This is a genomic window from Cupriavidus sp. SW-Y-13, from assembly GCF_009793345.1.
Lineage (GTDB): Bacteria > Pseudomonadota > Gammaproteobacteria > Burkholderiales > Burkholderiaceae > Cupriavidus.
This window is the reverse complement of record NZ_WHLX01000001.1, coordinates 2,950,797-2,976,744: the sequence shown is the minus strand read 5'-3', so window position 1 is coordinate 2,976,744 and position 25,948 is coordinate 2,950,797. Positions and strand designations below refer to the sequence as shown.

The following is a 25,948-nucleotide window of genomic DNA, read 5'->3' as shown; positions in this document are numbered from 1 at the left end:
CCCGTTTTGCGGGAGAGGGGAGAAAAACAAGCGGCGGATTCTAAGCCAGCTTGTTCCTACCCGTCATTGCCTGCCCATTGCGTGAGAACTCCGACAGGAAGCTTTGCAGGCTGACGATCGGTTCCTGCAGCAAGTGACGCGGCAGGTCGAACAGGGCGTAGAAGTATTCCTCGCGGCCTTCGCAACGTTCGGCCGGCAGGCAGTACTGTTCCCAGTCTACACAGGCCGGGGTGTACATGCCGTTGCCGGGCCAGAAGAACGGCACGATACGGCCTTCGCGCAGACCCTCGATCAGCGCGGCGGGCGCCTCGTAGGCTTCGGCCGACTCCACCTGGTTCAGCAGGCCGGCGCGCGTTTCGATCACCATCAGCGTGGCATGGCCCTGCGCGGTCAGCAGCAGCATGCCCACGGGATTCGGATACAGGTAATACTCCACGAAGCCATAGCGCGCCGCCGTCTGGCGTACACGCTCGGCCATGACCGGGTCCGACAGGAACGAGTACGAATGCCGTGTCAGCAAATCGCGCAGCGTGCGCGAAATCGACGCGAAATACTGTTGCTGCAGGGCGTCGATTTCCTCGTTCAGCCGGGCCACCATGTCCGGGTCATGCTTCTTGACGTAGCGATCGATCAGCCCGTGATTGAAACCCTGCACGGCGATGCTTTCGTCGGCCGTGCCGGTCAGGAGAATTGTCTTGCACGGCAGGTCTTCCAGTGCCTGGCAGAACTCGAGGCCATCCATCTGTGGCATCGAGTAATCGACCACGATGACGCCGGGCTGCAGGAAGCGATGCACATCGTGAATCTGACGATGGATGCGGTCGACATCGAGCTGCACCGTGCGGCGCTCCGACAGGAACGTCAGGTCGTCGTGGGTGACGCGCACCGGGAGGAAGGCCGGATGCCGCGTGGCATAGGCTTCGCGAATCCACGCGAGTGCTTCGCGCGGGTCCGTGAAATTGACGACCGCGCGCGATGCATCCATCTGGAATGCAAGGCTGTCGATGAACGACTTGCTGTCGTCCACCAGCACCGTCAGAACGGGGTGATGGAAGACCGACAGGTTCCTGTCATGCGCGGTAAATGTCATGGTGCGATTGAATCTGGCCGCCTGCTGCAAAGGGGGAATGGAAAAGGGGCAAGCCAGTATAGCGCCGGAATTCCCGCATGCAAGCCAGTCGCACAAAAGGAAACGGCCGGCGTTGGTTGCCGGCCGCACCAGTTCGATTTTATTGATTTCAGGTCTGCGCGTTGCTTTATTCACCCTGCGGACCTGACGCCGTCCGCAGGGTTAACGGCAACTTATTCCACGGCCTTGAACATGTCTTCCACCACCTTCTTGGCGTCGCCGAAGACCATCATCGTCTTGTCCATGTAGAACAGTTCGTTGTCGAGACCCGCGTAGCCGGCGGCCATCGAACGCTTGTTCACGATGATGGTCTTGGCCTTGTAGGCTTCGAGGATCGGCATGCCGGCGATAGGTGATTGCGGATCGGTCTTGGCGGCCGGGTTGACCACGTCGTTGGCGCCCAGCACCAGCACCACGTCGGCTTGCCCGAACTCGCTGTTGATGTCCTCCATCTCGAAGACCTGGTCGTACGGCACCTCGGCTTCGGCCAGCAGCACGTTCATGTGGCCGGGCATGCGACCCGCCACGGGGTGGATCGCATACTTGACCGTCACACCGTGCTCGGTGAGCTTTTCGGTCAATTCCTTAAGTGCATGCTGCGCCCGCGCCACGGCCAGGCCGTAGCCCGGTACGATGATCACGGTCTCGGCATTGCTCATCACGAACGCTGCATCGTCGGCAGAACCCGACTTCACGTTGCGCGCGGCCTGCGAACCGGCAGTGGCGCCAGCCGTGGCATCGGCGCCGAAGCCACCGAGCAGCACGTTGAAGAACGAGCGGTTCATCGCGCGGCACATGATGTACGACAGGATGGCACCGGAGGAGCCCACCAGCGAGCCGGCGATGATCAGCATCGGGTTGTTCAGCGAGAAGCCGATACCTGCCGCCGCCCAGCCCGAGTACGAGTTCAGCATCGACACCACCACGGGCATGTCGGCGCCGCCGATCGGAATGATGATCAGTACGCCGAGCACGAACGCAATGGCCAGCATCAGCAGGAACGGCAGCCATGCCTGCGTCATGAAGAAGATGATGCCGAAGCCCACCATCGCCACGGCCAGCAGCAGGTTCAGCCAGTGCTGTCCGGCGAACACCACCGGTGCGCCCTGGAACAGCCGGAACTTGTAGCGGCCCGACAGCTTGCCGAACGCGATCACCGATCCCGAGAACGTGATGGCACCCACGAAGCAGCCGATGAACAGTTCGATGCGGTTGCCCAGCGGGATGTCATGCGAGCCGGCCGGCGTGATGCTGAAGGCGGCCGGTTCGGCCACGGCAGCTACGGCGATGAACACTGCCGCGAGACCGATCAGCGAGTGCATTGCTGCCACCAGTTCCGGCATCTTGGTCATTTCGACCTTGCGCGCCACGTAGGCGCCGATGCCCCCACCGACGACCAGCGCGCCGAAGATCAGCCCGAGGCCCGTAGTGACCGACGATTGCGCTGCGCCCGCCGCAAGGAACTCGTGCTTGAGCTTGACGATCAGCACCAGCGTGGTCACCACGGCAATCGCCATGCCGATCATGCCGAACGCATTGCCCTTGCGGGCCGATGCCGGATGCGAGAGACCCTTCAGCGCCTGGATGAAGCAGACCGACGCCACCAGGTACAGCAGCGTCACAAGGTTCATGCTGACGGCTTCCATCACGCACCTCCCTTGGCGGCTTCAGCCCCGGCCTTGGCCTTTGGCTCCTTCTTCTTGAACATCTCCAGCATTCGCTGCGTCACCAGGAAGCCGCCGAACACGTTCACCGCGGCCAGTGCCACAGCCAGCGTGCCCATGATGCGGCCGACGTTGCCTTCGGTGAGGCCAGCGGCCAGCATGGCGCCGACGATGATGATGGCCGAGATCGCATTGGTCACGGCCATCAGCGGGGTGTGCAGCGCGGGTGTGACTGTCCAGACCACGTGGTAACCCACGTAGATTGCCAGCACGAAGATGATCAGGTTGATCACCGTGTGGTTCACCATCTCCATCGACTTCTCCTCCGTTGCTTTGAATACGGTGCCACGCCCACGCGTGCGGGGGCGCGGTGTACCGTGGCGCGCAGGCTCGGCGCACCACGGCAACATCAGGGGCGATTAAATCAGGCGGCTTCGCGGATGACCTGGCCGTCCTTGCACATCAGGCAGGCGGCGACGATGTCGTCTTCGAGGTTCAACGTGTAGCGGCCGTCCTTGTCGATGATCAGCTTGAGGAAGTCCAGCACGTTGCGCGCATAGAGCGCCGACGCATCGGCGGCCACCATGCTTGCCAGGTTGGTGTGTCCGATCAGCGTCACGCCATGGCGTTCCACAACCTCGTCAGCCACAGTCAGCGGACAGTTGCCACCCTGCGCGGCCGCCAGGTCCACTACGACCGAGCCGGGCTTCATCTGCTTGACGGTGTCTTCCTGCAGCAACACCGGCGCCTTGCGACCCGGGATCAGTGCCGTGGTAATGACGATATCGGCCTGGATGGCGCGCTGGTGGACCAGTTCGGCCTGGCGGCGCATCCAGTCAGCGGGCATCGGGCGGGCATAGCCGCCAACACCCTGGGCAATCTCGCGTTCCTCGTCCGTGACGAAGGGCACGTCGAGGAACTTGGCGCCAAGAGACTCGATCTGCTCTTTGACTGCGGGACGCACATCGGACGCTTCGATCACAGCACCCAGCCGCTTGGCCGTGGCAATGGCCTGCAGGCCGGCCACGCCAGCACCGAGAATCAGCACGCGCGCCGCCTTCACGGTACCGGCGGCGGTCATCAGCATCGGCATGAAGCGCTGGTAGTGGTGCGCGGCCACGAGCACTGCCTTGTAGCCGGCGATGTTGGCCTGCGACGACAGCACGTCCATGCTTTGCGCGCGCGTGGTGCGCGGCGCGGCTTCCAGCGCGAAGGCGGTGATCGCCGAGCTGGCCATGCGGGCGTTGTTTTCGATATCGAAGGGATTGAGCATGCCGACGAGCACGGACCCGGCCCGGAACTGCGCACGCTCGGCATCGTCGGGGGCACGTACCTTGAGTACCAGTTCGGCGCCCAGCGCATCGGATGCAGATCCGATGCGCGCACCAGCCGCCTCGAACGCTGCATCCGGAATGCTGGCACGTACGCCAGCGCCGGTCTGCACCGTCACCTGATGGCCCTGAGCCACGTACTTCTTGACGGTCTCCGGGGTGGCGGCGACACGCGTCTCACCTGCCCGCGTCTCGAGCGGGATACCGATATGCATCGTCAATTTCTCCTGTCTGGCGTCGTTCGAATCTGGTTGTCGGGGCTACGTCCATGCCCGTTGGTGCATTGCAAAACCCGCACCAATTTTTGCGCAGCTTACCCGAAACTTACGCTCGGTGGTGGCTGGCCGGTCAGAGATTTGTGCGTCGGCGGCGACTCATTTTTGTTCCGCATGAAACGACTCCTTTCATGCAAGGCTGATTCCTGTTGAAAAGCGTCTTTATCGGAAGGTGTCGGCACCGTCCCTTTTCTTGATGCCGATTTGATATGCGTCTGCGTATCGTGGCGCCCACGCCTCCTCAAGGGGCGCATTCCCAACGCAACGCTATTCCATTTCATGATTGCCACCCGCCTGATGACTTCGGTGCCTGCCTCGCTGGCCGCCGCCATCCTCCTCGCCGCCCCGTTCTCTACCGCATTTGCGCAAGAAGCCACCGCCACGCTCGAAGCGCCTTCGCAAACCTCGCCGCACACCTTCACCGCCAATGTCTCGGTGGTCTCCGACTACCGCTACCGCGGTATCAGTCAGACCGACCGTCGCCCCGCCATTCAGGGCGGCTTCGACTATGCGCATGCCAGCGGCTTCTATCTGGGCAACTGGAATTCGAGCATCAGCTGGCTTGGAGATTCTGACGCGTCAGTGTCTGCGCCGATCGAGATGGATTTCTACGGCGGCTTCAAGAACACGTTCCAGCTAGGCGGCCAGGACTTCAACTACGACCTCGGCGTGCTGGAGTACTACTACCCCGGCGCGTACACGGCCACGCGGCCATACACCACCGAGCTGTACGCCGGCATCGGCTGGGGTCCCGTGTTCCTGAAGTACTCGCATGCCGTGACGAACCTGTTCGGATTCGCCGACAGCAAAAACAGCTACTACGTCGATCTCTCGGCCAACGTGCCGCTCGATGTGTGGGGCCTGACGCTGAATGCGCATGTGGGCTACCAGGGCGTGCAGCATTTCAGCGATGCCTCGTACGCGGACTGGAAGATCGGCCTGACGAAGGATCTTGGTCAGGGCTTCTCCGTGGCCGTGGCATATATCGACACCAATGCGAAGCAATCGGTCTACACGAATACGCGCGGCCGATACCTCGGCAAGTCTACGGCCTTCGTCTCGCTGACCAAGACGTTCTGATCGTTGCCGATGGCGGGGTCTTTTACGCGTTCTTGATGCGCCCCGCCCGTAACGCTGCATCAAATTGATGCCCGCCTCCCTAGCATGGGAGGCATGTTCAACAGACGATCCGCCACGCGCGGATCATCGCTTCATGCGACAGTCATCGAGTCTCGCCATCGCCTTTGCATCCGTACCGCGACGCCGGATCGTTGCGGACGACGCCTGGATCCGCCTGCGCCTCGCCGTATCGTCGACGCAGGTCTTTGCCCTGCGCCAGACCCTGCATCGGGCTATCGGCAACATGGCGCGGATCTACGTGGTGCAAGTCGATCATCGCCATGGCGAGACCACGCTGCATGTGGAAGTGGAGCGCGCCGACCGCGACGCGGCCATGCACGCCATCATGGAAGCGCTGCCCGCCGCCGAGTTCGGTGCGGCCACCGTGCTGGGAGCCGACCATGCCGCGCACTGAAACGCAGCGTGGCACCGTTACCGACGGCTTGTGGCTACCGATGGTCACGCCGCTGCGCAACGACCAGGTGGATCTGGACGCAGCACAACGGCTGGCCTTGCACTATGCGGAAGCCGGCGTCGATGGCCTGATCGTGCTGGGCACCACGGGGGAGGGCGGGCTGCTGACGGACGCCGAACGCTTCATGCTGACGGCGTCGGTGACCGAAGCCGTGCATGGCGCCATACCTGTGATGGCTGGCGTAGGAGGCGTGGCCACGCATGCGGTGTGCGAACAGGTGCGCAGGCTCGACCGCCTGCCGCTGGCCGGCTACCTCGTGCCGCCGCCTTACTATCTGCGTGTTTCCGATGAGGGGATCGCCTGGCACATGCGCAGCATCGCTGGCCACACCAACAAGCCGTTGATGCTTTACAACGTGCCCAAGCGCACCGGCTGCACGATCTCCCCGGAACTGGCGTGGCGACTGGCGGCGCATCCGCAGATCGTCGCCATCAAGGAATGCGATCCCGCGAACATGCGCACGCTGGCAATGCAGGATCTGATCGGCGTCTATTGCGGCGACGATGCATCGATGCTCGACCATTTGCTGGATGGCGGGCAGGGGGTGGTGCCGGCCGCCGCGCATGTGCGGCCTGACCTGTTCGTGCGGTTGCTGCAATATGCCCGCACGGGTCGCGTCGACGCCGCGCGTGCGTTGTTCCAACAACTGTCGCCGCTGATCGCCCTGATGTTCGCCGAACCGAATCCCGCGCCGGTGAAGGCGGCGCTGGCCTTGCTCGGTCAGGCGACGGCAGAGGTGCGCCGTCCGCTGATGCCGGCATCGAAGGCGCTCACGGCGCAGATCGATGCGGCCATGGCGTTGCTGCCGCCTGTGGTCATCGCCAAGGCTGCGTGACACCCCGAGCCATGCACGTTCGAACGGCAACCGGTAAAATGCCGGATTGCTTAAAAAATGTGCATCATGTCACGTGAATGGAATGCCAGTGTCACGGTTGCCGCCGTTATCGAACGGGGTGGCCGCTTCCTGCTGGTGGAAGAGGAAACGGCGGATGGCCTGCGCCTGAACCAGCCGGCGGGCCATCTCGAAGCGGGCGAAAGCCTGATCCATGCGGTGATCCGTGAAACGCTCGAGGAAACCGCGCACACCTTCGAGCCGCGCGCACTGGTGGGCTGCTACATGAGCCGCGGCCGTTCGTCGCGCGATCAGGGCGACACCACCTATATCCGCTTTGCCTTCACCGGTGACCTCGGCGCGCTCGACGCCGGCCGTCAACTCGACGCGGGCATCGTACGCACCGTCTGGATGACCGCCGAGGAACTGCGCGCGAGTACCGACCGGCATCGCACGCCGCTGCTGATGGCGTGCGTCGAAGACTACCTGGCCGGCAAGCGCTTTGCGTTGGATGTGCTGCATACTCATCCCACTGCGGTGGCGGAGGCGGCGCTTGTCGCAACGCCTGCAACTCCCGCAACGACCGGATCGGCATCATGACCGGCAAGCGCGTAGTGGTGGGCATGTCCGGCGGCGTGGATTCGTCGGTCACGGCATGGCTGCTCAAGCAGCAGGGCTACGAGGTCATCGGCCTGTTCATGAAGAACTGGGAAGACGATGACGACAGCGAGTATTGCTCCACGCGGCAGGACTGGCTCGATGTGGCGTCGGTTGCCGACGTCATTGGCGTGGATGTCGAAGCCGTGAACTTCGCGGCCGAGTACAAGGATCGCGTGTTCGCCGATTTCCTGCGCGAGTACTCGGCAGGGCGCACGCCGAATCCCGATGTCCTCTGCAATGCCGAGATCAAGTTCAAGGCGTTTCTCGACCATGCAATGTCGCTGGGCGCGGACACCATCGCCACGGGCCACTACGCCCGCGTGCGGCAGGCGACGAATGGTCGATTCGAACTTCTCAAGGCGTTCGACCACACGAAAGACCAGAGCTACTTCCTGCATCGCCTGAATCAGTCGCAACTGTCGCGCACGCTGTTTCCACTCGGGGAAATGCCGAAGACGCGCGTGCGCGAGATCGCCGCGGAAATCGGCCTGCCCAACGCGAAGAAGAAGGATTCGACGGGCATCTGCTTTATCGGCGAGCGTCCGTTCCGGGATTTCCTGAACCGCTACCTGCCGACCAAGCCCGGTCCGATGAAGACCGACGAAGGCAAGGTGGTGGGCGAGCATATCGGCCTGGCCTTCTACACGCTGGGCCAGCGCAAAGGCATCGGTCTGGGCGGCAGCAAGGACGGCAATGGCGATGCATGGTACGTGGCGCGCAAGGACATGGCGGCGAATACGCTGTATGTCGTGCAGGGACACGATCATCCGTGGCTGTTGACGCCGGAACTGAACGCGGCCGATCTCTCGTGGGTGGCTGGTGAACCCCCGGCTGCAGGTGCCGTGATGGCGGCCAAGACGCGTTACCGGCAGAGCGATGCGCCGTGCACCGTGGTGTCTGCGGATGGCGAGGCGCTGAAGCTGTCGTTCGCCGAGGCGCAGTGGGCGGTCACGCCGGGCCAGTCGGCGGTGCTGTACGACGGCGAGGTGTGCCTGGGTGGGGGGATTATTCAGTAGTGCAGGGATGCAGAGGGTGGCCGGAGCCGGCCACCCGGGCGCGCCGGTCAGGCGGCGGGAATTGCAGTGTCGATGAACGACTGGCGCTTCTCGATCTTCTCCTGGAACGCGACGAGGTTGGCGTACTGCTCGCGCCATGCCAGATCCGGGAAGCGGAAGTCCAGGTAGGCCAGCGCACAGCCCACGGCCACGTCGGCCAGCGTGAAGTGGATGCCGGTGCACCACGGCTTGTCGGCTAGGCCGGCGGACATCGCGGCCAGTGCCGCGTCGATCTTGCCGCGCTGGCGGGCTACCCAGCTTTCGCTGCGTTCGTTCGGCTGGCGTTGCGTGGCTTCCAGGCGCACGAGCAGGGCGGCGTCGAGCAGGCCATCGGCCAGTGCTTCCCAGCAACGCACTTCCAGGCGTTCACGGCTACCTTGCGGAATCAGTCGGCCGACTGGCGACAGCGTGTCGGCATACTCGGCGATGACGCGCGAATCGAAGACCGCGCCGCCGTCTTCCATGACCAGGCACGGCACCTTGCCGAGCGGGTTGAACTGGGAAATGGTGGTGTCGGGTGACCAGACGTTCTCCTCGATCATCTGGTAGTCGATCTTCTTTTCCGCCAGCACCACGCGCACCTTGCGCGCATACGGGCTGGTGTGGGACGCATACAGCTTCATGTTCTCCCCTTGAGCATGTTATGAAGTGCATCGGCGCTCTATGGCACACGGTGCAGCAGGCGCGGCCGCGTGCCCAATGCACTTCATAACAGGCTAACGGATGGGCGAGCGGGAGTATACCCGCGCGTCTGCCCGGATGCCGCGCCAATGCGGCCTGTCGCACCGATCACCGCCCATCGCATGGGACGGTCCGCACAGCGCCATGGTGCGATGGTAAAATCGCGCGTTACGCGTTTTGGCCCTGGCCACTGAGCGGCGCATCCGCCGCTTGCACGAGCCGCCTTCGCGACGCCTATCCTCTGGTTCCGGCGCCCCCGCACGAACCCCCGATTTCTCTTCTCTCCGGTTGCCCAGCATGTCCACGTCTTCCCTTTCGCCGCTCTCCGCCCTGTCCCCCATCGATGGCCGTTATGCCGCCAAGGCCGACGCGCTGCGCGAGTGGCTGTCGGAAGCCGCATTCATGCGCAACCGCGTCAAGGTCGAGGTCAACTGGCTGATCGCACTGGCCCAGGCCGGCCTGCCTGACGTGCCGAGATTCTCGGCCGAATCCGAAGCGAAGCTGCAGGCGCTGGTGGATGATTTCACCGAAGCCGATGCCGGCCGGATCAAGGAAATCGAAGCCGTCACCAACCACGACGTGAAGGCGGTGGAGTACTGGCTCAAGGAACAGGTCAAGGGCAACGCCGAGCTGGAAGCCGCGAGCGAGTTCATCCATTTCGCCTGCACCTCGGAAGACATCAACAACACGTCGCACGGCATGATGCTCAAGGGCGCCCGCGATGGCGTGATCGTCCCGGCGCTCAAGCGCGTGCACGCCCGCCTGGTGGAACTGGCCAAGCTCAATGCCACGCAGCCGATGCTGTCGCGCACGCACGGCCAGCCGGCCAGCCCGACCACGCTGGGCAAGGAAATGGCCAATGTGGCCGCCCGCCTGGCCCGCGCCATCGAACGCGTGGAGCGCGTGGAACTGCTCGGCAAGATGAACGGCGCCGTGGGCAACTACAACGCCCACCTGTCGGCCTATCCGTCGTTCGACTGGGAGTCGTTCTCGAAGCAGGTGATCGAGCAGCGCCTGGGCCTGACGTTCAACCCGTACACCATCCAGATCGAGCCGCACGACTACATGGCCGAACTGTTCGATGCCGTGGCGCGCGCCAACACGATCCTGCTGGACCTGAACCGCGACATCTGGGGCTACATCGCGCTGGGCTACTTCAAGCAGAAGACGAAAGCTGGCGAGATTGGCTCGTCGACGATGCCGCACAAGGTCAATCCGATCGACTTCGAAAACTCGGAAGGCAACGTGGGCCTGGCCAATGCCGTGCTGCGCCACCTGTCGGAAAAGCTGCCCTTGTCGCGCTGGCAGCGTGACCTGACCGATTCCACCGTACTGCGCAACATGGGCGTGGCCTTCGGCTACAGCCTGCTGGCCTACGAGGCATGCCTGCGCGGCCTGGGCAAGCTGGAAACCAATCCGGAGCGCCTGAACGAAGACCTCGACAACTGCTGGGAAGTGCTGGCCGAGCCGGTGCAGACCGTGATGCGCCGCTTTGGCGTGCCCAACCCGTATGAACAGCTCAAGGAGCTGACGCGCGGCAAGGGCATCTCGCGCGAAGCGCTGCAGACGTTCGTGCAGGGGCTGGCGATTCCCGACGACGCCAAGAAGGTGCTGCTCGACATGACGCCGGCCAGCTACATCGGCAAGGCCGTGGAACTGGCGAACCGCATCTGATTACCTTCGCGCTCCGCAAGGAGCGTGGCGGCAGGACAACAGGGGCTGACCTTCGGGTCGGCCCTTTTTGTTTGGCGCGGTTTCAAACGGGCAACGACTGGCCGGACAGGGTGACACCATCGGCCAGTGCCGTCTGTCACCGGTGTGCGCTACGATCGGTTCCCGGTTGGCTGGTGCGACATTACGGCACATCAAATGATTTGAACGACTTCATGAAGTTCGGGGCTTCCCAGCATCGGGCGCGCACCCAATAATGCGAAGATTGCTGGTCACGCATGGCGCGGCGCAGGCGGCCTTGGGGCCTGACGTGATTGTCGTGGCGGATCGTCTTGCATGATGGATGGTCGCCAGACAGGCCGGCGCAACAAATAAAAGCAACAAACGAAGGGATTGACTGACATGGGTTCCATTGGATCCTCGACGGGGGCGCCGGCGCGCTATACGCCTACGGCGATCGGCCTGCACTGGCTGATTGCGTTCGGCATCTTTGCCGCGTTCGGCCTCGGCCTCTACATGACCGGTATCCCCGGTTTCACGCCCACCAAGCTCAAGCTGTTCTCCTGGCACAAGTGGCTTGGCGTAACGATCTTCGTGCTGGCCGTGCTGCGCGTGATCTGGCGCGCCACCCATGCCGCACCGGCCGTGGCGCCGGGCACGCCGGCCTGGCAGGCACGGGCCGCGGCCGCCGCGCACCATCTGCTCTACCTGCTGATCATCGTCGTCCCGATCACCGGCTATCTGTACAGCCTGGCTGCTGGCGTGCCGGTGGTCTACCTGGGGCTCTGGAAGCTGCCGGTCCTGATCGAGGCCAGCGACACATGGAAGCCGATCCTCCAGAATGCCCATATCTGGCTCAACTACCTGATGGCGGCGATTGTCGTGGTGCATGCCGCTGCAGCCATCAAGCACCAGATCATCGACCGTGACGGCACGCTGGGCCGCATGATCCCGTTCCTGCGCTGAACCGCGCGAATCCATCACCCGATCACCCCATTACCACTGGAGTCTCAGATGAAACGCATGTCCCGTTCCGGTCCAATCCTCGTGGCCACCATGCTGGCCACGGCGGGCATGGCCGCCAACCTGGCATGGGCCCAGATCGATGCCGCAAAGAGCTCGGTCACGGCCGTTGCCAAGCAGATTGGCGTGCCGATGGAAGGCAAGTTCAAGAAGTTCGATGCCACGCTCGACTTCGATCCGGCCAAGCTCGCCACCTCGTCGGCCAAGGTCGAGATCGATGTGTCGAGCTTCGAGATCGGCGATGCCGAGACCACGAAGGAGGTCAAGGGCAAGGATTGGTTCGATGCAGGCAAGTTTCCGAAGGCCGTGTTCCAGTCCACCAGCATCAAGGCCGGCGCCGCAGGCAAGTACGACGTGGTGGGCAAGCTGACCATCAAGGGCAAGACCATCGACGTGACCGTGCCGGCCACGTACAAGCAGGACGGCGGTGCGCAGGTCTTCGACGGCGTGCTGCCGATCAAGCGTACCGTGTTCAACATCGGCGACGGCGAGTGGAAGGACACTTCCGTGGTGGCCGACGACGTCCAGATCAAGTTCCATATCGTGACCCCGGCAAAGAAGGGCTGAGGCAGGCTTAGTCCCGCTGACCGCTCCTTGGCCGATTTATGACCTTCCTCTCCAACTTTTTGACGGGAGATTCAAGATGAAAATGCGCACCCTGATCGCCGCTGCCGCGGCAGCCTCCGCCACGTTCGCCGCCGGCGCCGCCATGGCCAACGCGTCGACGTACAACATCGACCCGACCCACACGTACCCGAGCTTCGAAGCCGACCACCTGGGCGGCCTGTCGAAGTGGCGTGGCAAGTTCGACAAGTCCAGCGGCGTGGTGACGCTGGACCGTGCTGCCAAGTCCGGCACGGTGGATATCAAGATCGATGCGGCGTCGATCGATTTCGGCAACGGCAAGCTCAACGAGCACGCCAAGGGCCCGGAGATGTTTGACGTACAGGCTTTCCCGGATGCCACGTACAAGGGCAAGTTCTCGAAGTTCAAGGGCGACGTGCCGACCGAAGTGGAAGGCGTGCTGACGCTGCGCGGCGTATCGAAGCCGGTCAAGCTCGAGATCAAGGAATTCAAGTGCATCCAGCACCCGATGCTCAAGCGTGAAGCTTGCGGCGCCGATGCCGTGGCCGAGTTCAACCGCGCCGACTTCGGCATCGACTACGGTGTGAAGTACGGCTTCAAGCAGGACGTGAAGCTGGCGATCCAGGTCGAGGCCGTCAAGGCGGACTAAGGTTCGGACTGGGTTCGACGGTGATCCGTACACAAGGACGGATCACGGCGCGATGCAATATTTCGGTGCATCGGCGCTATCGGGGAGATGTCATCTTCCCAAGACATGGGCCGGCAGGGAATGCCGGCCCATTTTTTATGCGTGTTGGCATACCCCACTATTTGGCTGGACTGGCCGGTTGTGCGTTGTCGAACAGCCACAGTACAATGGGTCGCCGCAGTCCCACCCTCTGGGGCGGCGCCCGCCAGTGCAATGGCCAGTTCCGCCAGCCTGCCGGTGCGCGCCTTCCCGCAACAGGTCACGCGCATCGATATGAGCATAGGCTGCATTCCCTGACTGGTAGTTCGCCTCAAGTCCCTTGCCTGAGCCGTAATCGGCCGGCTGCCCCTTGGCGCCGAGCCCGCAGTGTTTCTCGGAATTCCCCTGGCGCGATACCGTGTACTCCAAAACGCAAATCGATCCGGTAGTCAGCTTCCGCAACTCGCAGGGCGAGCAGGTGCGGGGCACGATTATCAATCTCCAGCGCAAGTCGCTGGTGATGGAAATCTACAATCCCTATTCGATTGTCCAGGTCAGCGAGGTACTCAGCGAACTGAACGTCCGCATGGGCGCCAAGAACGCTTACCTCGGCAAGGCCGTCGTCATGAGTCTCGTCAACACGGGCCTGACCGCTGTGGTCTCGCTGACGCTGATCGACGAATGGCGCGAGCTGACGGACGTGGGCGACGCGCCCAAGTCGGTCGCCCACGAGGCGAATCTCTTTGTCCAGGACTGGGACACGCGCTTCAATATCCGGCGCGATTACCAGATCGTGGTCAACGAGATGCGCGCATTCCTCTCGGAAGTCTCGCGCTGGGTCGAGCAGGTGGACCTGACCGAGTCGCTGCCGAAGAAGGAAGGCCGGCTGCGCGAGGACGTGTTCTACGAACTGGCCTCGCCGCTGATGGGGAAGGTGAAGACCTACCTTGACTGGCTCGAGGGTGAAGCACAGAGCGTGGACAGCGAACTGGCGCCGGTGCACCGCACCTATGCGCAGGCCGCGCTGCATCCGCTGCTGCTGCGGGCACCGTTCGTGTACCGCACCTTCACCAAGCCGCTGGGCTACGCCGGCGACTACGAGATGGTGAACCAGATCCTCAGCGATCCGCAGCAGGGTCCGACCACGTACTTCCAGATCGTCAACACCGCGTTCCTCAAGGCTGCGGTGGCTACGGCGCACCGCAACCGCATCGACCTGCTGGTGGACTTCCTGACACGGCAGGCCGAGCGCGCGCGGGCCGCGGGGCGTCCGTTCCGCATCCTCAACGTGGGGTGCGGGCCGGCATTCGAGATCCAGCGCTTCGTGCGCGAGTACCCGAATCCAGAGTTGCTGTCGTTCCAGCTGGTCGATTTCAGCGAGGAAACGCTCGAATACACACGTAGCTCGATCGAGCGATCGGCGGCGGCGGCCGGGCACAAGGTATCGGTGGAGATGCTGCATCAGTCGGTGCATGAACTGCTCAAGCGCCGGATTGCCATGGACGACCCGAGCGTGCGGGAGTTCGACGCGGTCTACTGCGCCGGCCTGTTCGACTATCTCTCGGACAAGGTCTGCGCGCGTCTGCTGTCCTATTTCGCATCGCGATCGAAGCCGGGCGGGGAGATGCTGGTCACCAATGTCCACTCCGACAATCCCGAGAAATTCGGCATGGAACATTTGCTGGAGTGGTACCTGATCTATCGCGACGAGGCGGGGATGTCCTCGCTGCTGCCGGAGAATTCGCATGCCCACCGACTCTATGTCGATGAAACCGGCGTCAATGTCTTCGCCGAAGCCACCATCCGCTGAGATAGAGGCGGCGCCTGCCAGGGTCATGAGCTCGAACCAACTCTATGCCGGCTATCAGTCGGAGCTGGCCGACTTCCGCCTCGCGTTCAGTCGGGGCGGCGCCTACACGGCCATCGCCCTCGTGCTCCTTGGTGTCGGGCTCGACTACGGCCAGTACCCGCATCTGCAACTGCCTTTTGCGATTGCGCGGGTCGTCGTGTCGTTGCTGATCGCCGGCGTGGTGGTGGCGCTCTACAGCCAGGCGGGGCGCCGCTTCGCGCCCTGGCTGACGATGTCGTGGCTGCTGCTGCCGCAGATCATGATCGCGTGGATGATTTCGCAGACCGAAGGGGTGCAGTCGCCTTACTACGTGGGCCTGAACCTCGCGATCTTCGCCTCGGGCATCGCCCTGCCATTCGGACTCTGGCAGAACCTGGTGTTCGGCATTCTCTCGTACGTGCTCTACGCGCTGGCTTGCCTGCTGCATTCCGGCGGCATCGAGCCGATGGGCACGTTCATCGTGAACTCGCTATTCCTGCTGTTCGCGGCGGCTGCCAGCGGCGTGTACACGTTCTTCAATGAACGCGCGCGCTTCATGCTGTTCCGGCTCAAGGCCGAGGTGGCAGACAAGAACACCGAGCTCGAAGTCATCAATCGCAAGCTGGTGGATATCAAGGGCCAGATGCTGCAGCAGGAAAAGATGGCCGCCATCGGTACGCTGGCGGCGGGGCTGTTGCACGAAGTCAACAATCCGGTGAATTTCTGCCTGATGGCCATCGAGGTGGCCATGGAGGAGCCGGCGGCCAAGAACGAGCCGGGGATCCAGGAGTGCCTGGTGGATGCCAAGCAGGGTATGCAACGCATCCAGCATATCGTCTCCGACCTGAAGACGTTTGCGTACCGCAAGCCCGGCGCCGAGGTGGAGGGCACACCTTTCCTTTTCGAAAAGGCGCTCGACTCGTCCCAGCGGCTGACGGCGCACGAATTGCGCGGCGTCAAGATGACGCGCGAGATGCCGATGGATACGCTGGTGCTCGGCGACGAGGCTGCGATCATCGGCGTGCTGATCAACCTGTTTTCGAATGCCGCGCTGGCCATGCGCAAGGCGGGCACGAAGGAACCGGCGATCCATACGACCGTGCGCTGGGACGTCAAGCGCCTGCACGTGACGGTGCGCGACAACGGCCCCGGCATTGCGCCGGAAAACCTCGCGCGGGTGTTCGAACCGTTCTTCACGACGCGCGAAGTGGGGCAGGGGTTGGGGCTGGGCCTGTCGATCAGCTATGCGGTGATCGAGCGCCACGACGGCGTGCTCTATGCCGAGAGCGAGGTCGGCCAGTGGGCTGCCTTCAGTTTTGACCTGCCGCGCGCGGAGTGATGTTGTCATGATCGAAGTTACGCAGGCGCGTCCTACCATTCTCTACGTCGATGACGAGGAGATGGCCTGCAAGTATTTTGCCCGCGCTGTGGGCAGCGAGTACGAAGTGCTGTCGGCCACGGGTGCCGACGAAGCCATCGCCATCCTGCGTGCGGAGCACGCGCGGATATCCGTGCTGGTGACCGATTTCCGGATGCCGGGCCGCGATGGTGGCGACCTGTTGCGCCAGGTGTCGCTGGAGTATCCGCAGATCGTGCGGATTCTGGTCACGGCCTTCGCGGACAAGGATGTGCTGCTCGAAACCGTGAACAACGGCGAGGTCTTCCGCATCCTGGAGAAGCCGATTGGCGTGGCGGGTGCGCGGGATGTCCTGCGGCTGGCCGGCGAACGGTTCCGCGAGCGCGCGGTGCGCCAGCAGCGGCTGATGGCCATCGACGAGACGCTGGCCTTTCTTGCCCACGAACTGAATACGCCGCTGGCGGCCATCGCCAACTTCGCGCGTGGCATCGAGTCACGCGTCGGAGGTGAACTGAGCCAGCAGCGCCAGACCGAGATCGGCCATGCCGCTGGTGCGATGCACGATAACGCCCAGTATTGCCTGGCGGTGCTGTCGTCATTCCTTCAGTCGGTGCGGAGCAGCGCGGGTGGTACCAAGCCCCGGTCCGGACCGGGGCAGGAGGTCAGTGCGGGCGCGCTGGTGGCATCGCTACTGGATAGCTACCCTTTTGCCGATAACCAGCGTAGTTGGGTACAGGTCGATGTGATCGGTGATTTTCCGGTGCTCACGCTGCCCAATTGCGTGGCGCTGGTGCTGTCGTCGGTTATGAGCAATGCATTGCGGGCACTGGCCGACGTCGAGGCGCCGTTGCTGCGCTTTGTCGTGGAGTCCGGCGACCGGCCGGAAATCCGCATCGCGGACAACGGCCCCGGCATCCCGCCCGAGGTGATGGGCCGGCTGCTGGTGGACCCGGTGACCACGCACGCCTCGGCGGGTGGCAGCGGCATGGGCATGATTTTCTGTAATCGCGTAATGCAATCTTTTGGTGGCGGCATCCGGATAGCGTCCGCATCGGGCGCAGGCACCACCGTTACCCTCGATTTCCCCAATTTCAAGAATCGTATGCACAGGAGTGATCGATGAGCGAACCGAATATGACGCAGGCACCCCCGGCGATTCTGTTCGTCGACGACGAAGCTACCGCAGTCAAGTATTTCCAGCGCGCCATCGGGCAGCTTGCACCGGTGGTGACCGGCCAGTCGGTGGAGGAGGGCAAGGCGCTGCTCGATGCCCACGCCGAGAGCCTTGCCGTGCTGGTGTCCGACCAACGTATGCCGGGCGAGTATGGCAACGAACTGCTGCGGTATGCGCGCGAGCGCTACCCGCACATCGTGCGCATCCTGACCACGGCCTACTCGGAGCTCGACCAGACCGTCGAGGCAGTCAACCAGGGCCAGATCCATCGCTACATCAAGAAGCCCTGGGACATTACGGCGCTGCGCATGGAACTGAAGCAAGCGCTGGAACTGTCCGGGCTGCGCCGCGAGCGCGACCAGCTTGTACGCGAGAAGCTGATGGTGCTGCAGAAGCAGACCGTGGCGACGCGCGTGGGCATGGTGCATGCGCTGTGTGCGAGCCTGATCGGTCCTGGAAAATTCCAGCCGGTGGAGACGTATCTGTCGGGTACCTCGCTGGCCGGTGCGAAGAATGCCGAGCCGGACTGGCAGCGCATGGACTACGCGGACGTGATCGGCGCGGAAAGCCAGCGCAGTGGATCGTTTGGCCATGCGGTCGGCTTGAGGCTCGCGGCGTTGCGCGCAGCGGGCCGTGGCGCTGGCGATGTGGCGGCGGTGTTGGCCGAGGCGCTTGGCGCGTCCGTGCGCCGTGATGGCGACGTCATCACCTGGACGTCCCCCGCAGCGTTGAGCGAGTTCGTCGCCAATCCAGTGGGCGAAGCCGTGTCGGCCGAACACGCTGCCTGGCTGGCTACGCTGCTGTGGCTGGAGGAAGCAGGCGGGGCGCTGCAACTGGTGCGCGAGGGCGATGCCATTTCGGCGCGCACCGGCACCCGTACCGAGTCGTTTGCGTCGGATCGCCTGGCGGTCTGGATCGAGAACCTGACGGAAGTCTGATGGCTCGGCCGGTAGCGGCCCGGAGGAAAATAAAAAGGCACCCGATGAACTGCACCCCAAAAGTTGGACATCAATCCAACCTTTGGGGTGTTTTTCATGACGAAGTACAACGAGGCGTTTAAACGACAGTTGGTTCAGGAGTATCTGGCGGGCCAGGTTGGGACTCGGGCTCTTAGCGAAAGGCATCAGATCAGCCATTCGACCCTCCGACGCTGGATTGCTGGGTGGCAGCATCACGGGCAGGCCGGGCTGCGCAAGAAGCATGAAACGTATAGCGCCGAGTTCAAGCTGAAGGTGCTGCAACGCATGTGGCGCGACGAGTTGTCCTTCCAGCGGGTAAGCGCGCTGTTCGATCTGCGTGAAGCAAATGGAATCGCTCGGTGGGAGCGCCAGTATCATGAGGGTGGTTTTGAAGCTCTCCAGCCTCGCCGCAAAGGCCGGGCGCCCACAATGTCCCAAGCCAAGCCGCCAACTCTCCCCCCGTCCGTGCCGGTTCAAGACCGTTCGCGTGAGGATCTGCTCAAAGAAAATGAGTGCCTGCGCGCTGAGGTCGCGTACTTAAAAAAATTGAGGGCCTTGCGCCAGGCCAAGGAACAATCGGCGCAAAAGAGAAAGCGCAAGTCGTGAACGTATTGCGCCAACATCATCCCCTGTCGATCTTGCTCAAGATCGCCGGACTGGCACGCAGCACGTTCTACTACCAAGTGAGCGCAGGTAAGGCGCAGGATCGACATGGCGAGCTGAAAGCGCATATTGCCCGCATCTTTGCCCAGCACAAGGGTCGATATGGCTATCGCCGGATCACGGCCGCTTTGCGTCACAGCGGTATTCGAGTCAATCACAAGACCGTGCAACGGCTGATGGCGGTGTTGCAACTGAAGTCACCTGTGCGGCCCAAGCGATACCGCTCGTATCGAGGGCAAGTGGGACGCGTGGCCCCCAACCTGCTACAGCGCCAATTCGCGGCAACCAGACCAAATGAGAAGTGGGTGACAGACGTAACCGAGTTCAGCGTTAGTGGCAAGAAGCTCTATCTCTCGCCCGTGCTGGACCTGTATAACGGCGAGATCATAGCGTGGCAAACCAGCGAGCGACCTGACTTCGAACTGGTCCGGGGAATGCTTGATAAGGCTTTGCGAAAGCTAGGCCCTGAAGACGCCCCAATGTTGCACTCGGATCAAGGCTGGGCCTATCAAATGGCGGCATATCGTCGGAAACTGGCCAAGCGAGGCTTGCCTCAGAGCATGTCTCGAAAAGGCAATTGCCTGGACAATGCGGCGATGGAGAGCTTCTTCGGCACGCTGAAGTCCGAGTACTTCCGGCTGGAGCGTTTCGCGGACATCGACCAATTGCGACGCGGCATTGCCGAATACATCCGGTACTACAATTACGACCGCATCAAGCTCAAGCTAAATGGGCTGAGTCCCGTGCAATACAGGACTCAGCCCCAGGCCGCCTAACTTACTTACCCGTCCAACTTTGTGGGGTCAGTTCACGAAGGTGCCTTTTTATTTTGTCGCTTCTTTGTCGCTTTCTTTGTCGATGACAGCGTGACAGCAATGACCGTCAGGCCTGCGCCCCGAAGTTCGGGTCGTTGCGGTCGGTGGAGTCGCCACCCTTCTTGTCGCCCTTGACCAGGTCTTCGCGCTTGACGCCCAGCCACATGGCCAGTGCCGCAGCCACGAACACCGACGAGTAGATACCGAACAGGATACCCACGGTCAGGGCCAGTGCGAAGTAGTGCAGCGTCGGTCCGCCGAAGAAGAACATCGACAGCACCATCATTTCGGTCGAGCCGTGGGTGATGATGGTCCGCGACATCGTGCTGGTGATGGCGTGGTCGATGACTTCGTGGGTGCTCATCTTGCGGTACTTGCGGAAGGCTTCGCGAATCCGGTCGAAGATCACGACCGATTCGTTGACCGAGTAGCCCAGCACCGCAAGGATTGCCGCGAGCACCGACAGCGAGAACTCCCACTGGAAGTACGCGAAGAAGCCCAGGATGATCACCACGTCGTGCAGGTTGGCGATGATGCCCGCCACGGCGAATTTCCATTCGAACCGGAATGACAGGTAGATCACGATACCGGCCACCACGCAGAGCAGCGCCAGCAGCCCATCGGTGGCCAGTTCCTTGCCCACCTGTGGTCCCACGAACTCCACGCGCTGGAGCTTGGCGTCAGGCGTGGAGGCGGTGAGTGCGCCCATCACCTGTTCGCTCTGCTGCGCCGAGGTCACGGGCTTGCCGTCCGGACCCTTCTGCAGCGGCAGGCGGATCATCACGTCGCGCGAGGTGCCAAAGTTCTGCACCTGCACGTCGCTATAGCCGAGCTTGCCTACCTGGCCACGGATCTTTTCGAGATCGGCGGTCTGCTGGTAGTTGACTTCCATCACCGTACCGCCGGTGAACTCGATCGACAGGTGCAGGCCCTTGTGCCAGAGGAAGAAGACGGCAGCGGCAAACGTCAGGAAGGAGACCACGTTGAAGATCAACGCGTGCTTCATGAACGGAAAGTCGCGCTTGATGCGGAAAAATTCCATGATGTGTATTCCTGTCCTGGCTTACTTGGTGACCGGGGTATCGGGGCCCGGCTTCCAGACCTGGCCAATGGCCAGGCTCTGCAGCTTCTTCTTGCGGCCGTACCAGAGGTTGACGATGCCGCGGTTGAAGAACACCGCCGAGAACATCGAGGTCAGGATGCCCAGGCAGTGCACCACGGCAAAGCCGCGCACAGGACCCGAGCCGAACGCCAGCAGCGCCAGGCCTGCGATCAGTGTGGTCACGTTCGAGTCCAGGATGGTGGCCCAGGCGCGGTCGAAGCCGATGGCAATGGCCATCTGCGGCGACGCGCCCGCGCGCAACTCTTCCCGGATACGTTCGTTGATCAGCACGTTCGCATCGATGGCCATGCCGAGCACCAGCGCGATAGCGGCGATGCCGGGCAGCGTCAGCGTGGCCTGCAGCATCGACAGCAGCGCGATCAGCAGCAGCAGGTTCACGCCCAGCGCGATCACCGAGAACACGCCGAACAGCATGTAGTAGAAGATCATGAACACGCCCATGGCCGCAAAGCCGTAGGCGACGGAGTCAAAGCCCTTCTGGATATTGTCCGCGCCCAGCGACGGGCCGATCGTGCGTTCCTCGATGATTTCCATCGGTGCGGCCAGCGAGCCGGCGCGCAGCAGCAGCGCCAGGTCGTTGGCGGCTTCGGTCGAGTAGGAGCCGGTGATCTGGAAGCTCGAACCCAGTTCCGACTGGATCGTCGCCACGGTCAGCACTTCGCCCTTGCCCTTTTCGAACAGGACGATGCCCATCGGCTTGCCGATGTTCTCGCGCGACACGTCACGCAGCGTGCGGCCACCCTGTGCATCGAGCTTGATGTTGACGGAGGGGCGCTGGTTCTGGTCGAAGCCGGCCGACGCGCTTTCAATGCGGTCGCCCGTGAAGATCACCTGCTTGCGCAGGATCACCGGCGCGCCGTTACCTTGCGTGAACAGTTCGTCGCCAAACGGCACCGGGTCGCCCGGACGCGGGTTGCGCGGTGCGTCCGGATCGGCCAGGCGGGCTTCCAACGTGGCGGTACGGCCGATGATGTCCTTGGCCTTGGCCGTGTCCTGCACGCCCGGCAGTTGCACGACGATACGGTCGGCGCCCTGCTGCTGGATCACGGGCTCGGCCACGCCGAGTTCGTTCACGCGGTTGTGCAGCGTGGTGATGTTCTGCTTGACGGCGGCGTCCTGCACGGCCTTGCGGGCAGCATCGGTAAACACGCCGGTGACGTTGTTGCCGTCCACGGTGAATGCCAGCTCGCGCAGGCTATCGGCCAGGACAGCGCGTGCGCGGTCGGCCTCGCCAGCATTGCCAAAGCGCACGGTCAGGCGGTCGCCGTCACGGTCGATGCCGGAATGGCGGATGTTCTTGTCGCGCAGCAACGTACGGGCATCGCCCGAGAGGCTGTCGAGCTTCTTGTCGACGGCACCCTTCATGTCGACTTGCAGCAGGAAGTGGACGCCACCGCGCAGGTCCAGGCCCAGGTACATCGGCAGTGCGTGCAGGGAGGTGAGCCACTGCGGCGAGCCGGACAGCAGATTCAGCGCCACCACATAGGTGGGATCGTTGGCGTTGGGATTGAGCGCGCGGGACAGGACGTCCTTGGCCTTGAGCTGCTCGTCGGTCGTGCGGAAACGTGCCTTGACCGAGCCGGACTGGCCGGCGAGATCGAAAAAGACCCCGTCGGGCTGCAGCTGGTTCTGGGCCAGCACTTCCTCGACCTGTTTCTGCATGGCCAGGTCGACCTTGACCGTGGCCTTTGCGGAGGACACCTGCACAGCGGGTGCCTCGCCGAAGAAGTTCGGCAGGGTGTAGATGATCCCGATGGCCAGGGCCACCAGAATCACGATGTACTTCCAAAGCGGGTAACGATTCATCTTTGGCCAGTCGTTGCAGTTGGCGTGGCCGATTGTCGCGCGCAGTGCGCGCCGGATCGGCCGGACCGGTTGGCAAACAGCCGCCTGGCAGCTCCGGGCCGGGTCCGGGTGGACCCGCGGGCTGGTTCAGGCGGCTGCGCAGGGGGCGGTCACGCGCGGCGGTTGCCGTGGGAGACCGTGCCGGGATCAGGCGATTGAGGCAGTCCGGATCAGAGCGACTTCAGCGTGCCTTTCGGCAGGACGGTGGTCACGGCGTTCTTCTGCACGGTGATTTCCGTGCCTTCCGCCACTTCTACCGTCACGTAGTTCTCGTTGACCTTGGTTACACGACCCAGGATGCCGCCGGCGGTCACGACTTCGTCGTTCTTTGCCAGTGCTTCCATCATGGCCTTGGCTTCCTTTTGCCGCTTCATCTGCGGGCGGATCATGATGAACCACAGCACCGCGAACATCAGGATGATCGGCAGGAAGCTCATCAGGCCACCCGCTGCGCCGCCAGCGCCAGCGGTCTGAGCAAAAGCGTTCGAAATCAGCACGTTACTTCTCCGTCACAAAGGTCATTCAGTGAATCGGGCATTCTATCACCCGTTGTCGTCCCGCCTTGGGCATTCTAGGGCGAATTCCGGGTTTGCTCGGGGTGCTCCGAAAGTACTTTAAGTACGTGACAGAAATACCTCGTTCCCGGAGACCACCCGCTCGGCGGGCAGGTATTCGACCATCAGGCCGCGAAAAGTTCTACCGGGCTTTCCGCTACCTGTCTGGTTTTGGATACATGGAGGCTATTTGGTGCCGCGCGCGCGGTTCTCGGCGAACATGCGACGGAACGCCTCGAAGCGGTGTTCCTCGATGGCGGTGCGCATTTCGCTCATCAGTTCCAGGTAGTAATACAGGTTGTGGATCGTGTTGAGCCGTGCGCCGAGGATCTCGCCCACGCGGTGCAGGTGGTGCAGGTAGGCACGCGAGAAGTTGCGGCAGGTGTAGCAGCCGCACTGCTCGTCGAGCGGGCGCGGATCGTTGCGATGGGCGGCATTGCGGATCTTCACGTCACCGAAGCGCGTGAACAGCCAGCCGTTGCGCGCGTTGCGCGTCGGCATCACGCAATCGAACATGTCTACGCCGTGGGCCACACCGGCGACGAGGTCTTCCGGCGTACCGACACCCATCAGGTAGTGCGGCTTGTTGGCCGGCAGGCGCGGACCCACATGTTCCAGCACCCGCATCATGTCTGCCTTGGGCTCGCCCACCGACAGACCGCCGATGGCGTAGCCGTGGAAGTCCAGTTCCGACAGGCCGGCCAGTGACTCGTCGCGCAGGTCCTCGTACATGCCGCCCTGCACGATGCCGAACAGCGCGTTCGGATTGGCGAGCGACTCGAATTCGTCGCGCGAGCGCTTGGCCCAGCGCAGGCTCATGCGCATGGATTTGGCCGCTTCCTCGTGCGTGGCGGGGCGGCCATCGATCTCGTAGGGCGTGCATTCGTCGAACTGCATGACGATGTCCGAATTGAGCGTGCGCTGGATCTGCATCGAAATCTCGGGCGACAGGAACAGCTTGTCGCCATTGACCGGCGACGCGAACGTGACGCCTTCCTCGGTGATCTTACGCAGTTCACCGAGCGAAAACACCTGGAAGCCGCCCGAATCGGTCAGGATCGGCTTGTCCCAGCCCATGAACTTGTGCAGGCCGCCGTGGGCTTCCACCACGTCCAGTCCGGGACGCAGCCAGAGGTGGAACGTGTTGCCGAGGATGATCTGGGAGCCGATCTCGTTGAGCTCCAGCGGCGACATCGCCTTGACCGATCCATAGGTGCCCACGGGCATGAAGATCGGCGTTTCCACCACGCCGTGGTTCAGGGTGACGCGGCCGCGGCGGGCGTTGCCATCGGTGGTCAGCAGTTCGAAATCGAGCATGTTCTTGGTCCTGGGATTCGGTCAGTCCTGCGTCTCGCAACGGTCACGGACAGTCAGCAGCATGGCATCGCCATAGCTGAAGAAGCGGTAGCGGGCGTCCACGGCGTGGCGGTAGGCGGCGCGGATGGCTTCCACGCCGGCCAGCGCCGACACCAGCATCAGCAGCGTGGACTTGGGCAGGTGGAAGTTCGTGATCAACGCGTCGACCACGCGGAAACGGTAACCGGGGGTGATGAAGATATCGGTGTCGCCATGGGCCACGGCCAGCGTGCCGTCTTCGGCGCCCGCCGATTCCAGCGCGCGTAGCGACGTGGTGCCCACGGCGATCACGCGGCCGCCTCGCGTGCGGGTCTCGCGCACGGCATCGGCCAGTTCGGGCGGAATCGAAAACCACTCCGAGTGCATCTTGTGCTCGGCCAGGTTCTCGGTACGCACGGGCTGGAACGTGCCCGCGCCAACGTGCAGCGTCAGGAAGCCACGGCGCACACCGGCCGCGTCGAGGCGCGCGAACAGCGCATCGTCGAAATGCAGCCCGGCGGTGGGCGCGGCCACCGCGCCTGGATTGCGCGCATACACGGTCTGGTAGCGCGTTTCATCGTAGGCGTCGGGGTCGTGCGTGATGTACGGCGGCAGCGGCAGGCGGCCGTAGCGCTCGATCAGGTCGAGCGCAGGCTCGGGGAAGCGCAGCGTGAAGAACTGGTCCACGCGCGGGCCCACGGTCACCGAAAAGGCATCGTCGGCCAGCAGCAGTTCGCTACCTTCGGCGGGTGTCTTCGAGGCGCGTACCTGGGCCAGCACGGTGTGGGTATCCACCACGCGCTCGACCAGCACCTCGATCCGGCCGCCGCTGGGCTTCTGGCCGAAGAAGCGCGCCTTGATCACGCGCGTGTCGTTGAAGACGAGCAGGTCGTCGGGACGCAGGTATTCGAGGATGTCGCTGAATGCGCGATCCACCATCCGCACGGCGTCGGCAGTGTCTTCCGGGGCTGTCCGATCCACCACCAGCAGGCGGCTGGCGCTACGGTCGGGCAGGGCGGACTGCGCGATCAGTTCGGGCGGCAGCGGGAAATCGAAATCGGACAGAGTCAGCATGGGTTTGACAAACGGCGCGGCCACGCAAAACGATGCGCGGGCGGCACTCGTGAC

The 25,948-nt window shown here is 63.1% G+C and carries 24 protein-coding genes; 14 read left to right on the top strand and 10 right to left on the bottom strand.

Annotated features, from left to right (window positions below; genetic code table 11):
* Positions 1-40 precede the first annotated feature (40 nt).
* From GA566_RS13290 to GA566_RS13275, 4 genes are all read right to left on the bottom strand, one after another.
* Entirely contained in the window at positions 41-1,090 is a 1,050-nt protein-coding gene (locus tag GA566_RS13290; protein ID WP_137923286.1) for a two-component system response regulator, read from the bottom strand.
* A 212-nt stretch (positions 1,091-1,302) separates the two neighbouring features.
* The gene (locus GA566_RS13285) at positions 1,303-2,778 is read right to left on the bottom strand and encodes an NAD(P)(+) transhydrogenase (Re/Si-specific) subunit beta (RefSeq protein WP_137923285.1); all 1,476 of its coding nucleotides are present in this window, start codon (positions 2,776-2,778) and stop codon (positions 1,303-1,305) included.
* Positions 2,775-3,107: an NAD(P) transhydrogenase subunit alpha gene (locus tag GA566_RS13280; RefSeq protein ID WP_130389211.1), complete on the bottom strand. Its 333-nt coding sequence runs from the start codon at positions 3,105-3,107 to the stop codon at positions 2,775-2,777. The genes GA566_RS13285 and GA566_RS13280 overlap by 4 nt, the downstream gene beginning before the upstream one ends.
* 110 nt (positions 3,108-3,217) lie before the next feature.
* Positions 3,218-4,339, bottom strand: coding sequence for a Re/Si-specific NAD(P)(+) transhydrogenase subunit alpha (locus tag GA566_RS13275; protein ID WP_137923284.1), 1,122 nt, complete (start codon positions 4,337-4,339; stop codon positions 3,218-3,220).
* 339 nt (positions 4,340-4,678) lie between these two features.
* Between GA566_RS13275 and GA566_RS13270 the strand changes: the two genes are divergently transcribed.
* The 5 genes from GA566_RS13270 (at position 4,679) to mnmA (ending at position 8,501) form a co-directional block, all read left to right on the top strand.
* Positions 4,679-5,479, top strand: a complete 801-nt coding sequence (locus GA566_RS13270; protein WP_160472950.1) for a TorF family putative porin — start codon at positions 4,679-4,681, stop codon at positions 5,477-5,479.
* 133 nt (positions 5,480-5,612) lie between these two features.
* A complete protein-coding gene (locus tag GA566_RS13265; RefSeq protein ID WP_137923282.1) occupies positions 5,613-5,933 on the top strand; it encodes a hypothetical protein in 321 nt (106 codons plus the stop codon).
* On the top strand, positions 5,920-6,828 hold the full coding sequence (gene dapA / locus GA566_RS13260) for a 4-hydroxy-tetrahydrodipicolinate synthase (RefSeq protein WP_160472949.1): 909 nt from the start codon (positions 5,920-5,922) through the stop codon (positions 6,826-6,828). The genes GA566_RS13265 and dapA overlap by 14 nt, the downstream gene beginning before the upstream one ends.
* A 57-nt stretch (positions 6,829-6,885) precedes the next feature.
* The gene (locus GA566_RS13255; protein WP_137923280.1) at positions 6,886-7,425 is read left to right on the top strand and encodes an NUDIX hydrolase; all 540 of its coding nucleotides are present in this window, start codon (positions 6,886-6,888) and stop codon (positions 7,423-7,425) included.
* Positions 7,422-8,501 carry a tRNA 2-thiouridine(34) synthase MnmA gene (gene mnmA / locus GA566_RS13250; RefSeq protein ID WP_160472948.1) on the top strand — a complete coding sequence of 360 codons (1,080 nt, stop codon included), beginning with the start codon at positions 7,422-7,424 and terminating at the stop codon, positions 8,499-8,501. The genes GA566_RS13255 and mnmA overlap by 4 nt, the downstream gene beginning before the upstream one ends.
* 47 nt (positions 8,502-8,548) lie before the next feature.
* Here mnmA and GA566_RS13245 read toward each other — a convergent pair whose 3' ends face one another.
* Positions 8,549-9,163: a glutathione S-transferase C-terminal domain-containing protein gene (locus tag GA566_RS13245; protein WP_137923278.1), complete on the bottom strand. Its 615-nt coding sequence runs from the start codon at positions 9,161-9,163 to the stop codon at positions 8,549-8,551.
* A gap of 355 nt (positions 9,164-9,518) precedes the next feature.
* On the opposite strand from GA566_RS13245, the gene purB reads away from it, so the two are divergent.
* The 9 genes from purB to GA566_RS13200 all read left to right on the top strand — a co-directional run bounded on the left by purB (position 9,519) and on the right by GA566_RS13200 (position 19,924).
* Complete coding sequence (gene purB, locus GA566_RS13240; protein ID WP_137923277.1) at positions 9,519-10,895, top strand: adenylosuccinate lyase; 1,377 nt, start codon at positions 9,519-9,521, stop codon at positions 10,893-10,895.
* A gap of 399 nt (positions 10,896-11,294) precedes the next feature.
* Positions 11,295-11,858 carry a cytochrome b gene (locus GA566_RS13235; protein ID WP_137923276.1) on the top strand — a complete coding sequence of 188 codons (564 nt, stop codon included), beginning with the start codon at positions 11,295-11,297 and terminating at the stop codon, positions 11,856-11,858.
* Between the two features lie 48 nt (positions 11,859-11,906).
* A complete protein-coding gene (locus tag GA566_RS13230; protein WP_160472947.1) occupies positions 11,907-12,482 on the top strand; it encodes a YceI family protein in 576 nt (191 codons plus the stop codon).
* Between the two features lie 76 nt (positions 12,483-12,558).
* On the top strand, positions 12,559-13,149 hold the full coding sequence (locus tag GA566_RS13225; protein WP_160472946.1) for a YceI family protein: 591 nt from the start codon (positions 12,559-12,561) through the stop codon (positions 13,147-13,149).
* A 436-nt stretch (positions 13,150-13,585) separates the two neighbouring features.
* On the top strand, positions 13,586-14,977 hold the full coding sequence (locus GA566_RS13220; protein WP_137923273.1) for a class I SAM-dependent methyltransferase: 1,392 nt from the start codon (positions 13,586-13,588) through the stop codon (positions 14,975-14,977).
* A gap of 25 nt (positions 14,978-15,002) precedes the next feature.
* Positions 15,003-16,334 (top strand): sensor histidine kinase, encoded by a 1,332-nt coding sequence (locus tag GA566_RS13215; protein ID WP_137923272.1) that lies wholly within the window; start codon positions 15,003-15,005, stop codon positions 16,332-16,334.
* A 7-nt stretch (positions 16,335-16,341) separates the two neighbouring features.
* Entirely contained in the window at positions 16,342-17,475 is a 1,134-nt protein-coding gene (locus GA566_RS13210) for a hybrid sensor histidine kinase/response regulator (protein ID WP_160472945.1), read from the top strand.
* Positions 17,472-18,464 (top strand): response regulator, encoded by a 993-nt coding sequence (locus GA566_RS13205; RefSeq protein ID WP_137923270.1) that lies wholly within the window; start codon positions 17,472-17,474, stop codon positions 18,462-18,464. Before GA566_RS13210 ends, GA566_RS13205 begins: the two co-directional genes overlap by 4 nt.
* Positions 18,465-18,560: 96 nt before the next feature.
* Positions 18,561-19,924, top strand: a protein-coding gene (locus GA566_RS13200; RefSeq protein WP_160471670.1) for an IS3 family transposase whose coding sequence is annotated in 2 segments (ribosomal slippage) — positions 18,561-19,062 and positions 19,062-19,924 — 1,365 coding nt in all. Because the reading frame shifts where the segments join, the coding sequence is not laid out codon by codon here.
* Positions 19,925-20,030: 106 nt separating this feature from the next.
* Here GA566_RS13200 and secF read toward each other — a convergent pair.
* From secF to queA, 5 genes are all read right to left on the bottom strand, one after another.
* Entirely contained in the window at positions 20,031-21,005 is a 975-nt protein-coding gene (secF, locus tag GA566_RS13195; protein WP_160472944.1) for a protein translocase subunit SecF, read from the bottom strand.
* Positions 21,006-21,026: 21 nt separating this feature from the next.
* Positions 21,027-22,892 (bottom strand): protein translocase subunit SecD, encoded by a 1,866-nt coding sequence (gene secD, locus GA566_RS13190; protein ID WP_137923268.1) that lies wholly within the window; start codon positions 22,890-22,892, stop codon positions 21,027-21,029.
* A gap of 209 nt (positions 22,893-23,101) precedes the next feature.
* Positions 23,102-23,428 (bottom strand): preprotein translocase subunit YajC, encoded by a 327-nt coding sequence (yajC, locus tag GA566_RS13185; protein WP_137923267.1) that lies wholly within the window; start codon positions 23,426-23,428, stop codon positions 23,102-23,104.
* Between the two features lie 243 nt (positions 23,429-23,671).
* Entirely contained in the window at positions 23,672-24,802 is a 1,131-nt protein-coding gene (tgt, locus tag GA566_RS13180; RefSeq protein WP_160472943.1) for a tRNA guanosine(34) transglycosylase Tgt, read from the bottom strand.
* Between the two features lie 21 nt (positions 24,803-24,823).
* Positions 24,824-25,894: a tRNA preQ1(34) S-adenosylmethionine ribosyltransferase-isomerase QueA gene (queA, locus tag GA566_RS13175; RefSeq protein ID WP_160472942.1), complete on the bottom strand. Its 1,071-nt coding sequence runs from the start codon at positions 25,892-25,894 to the stop codon at positions 24,824-24,826.
* Positions 25,895-25,948: the final 54 nt, after the last annotated feature.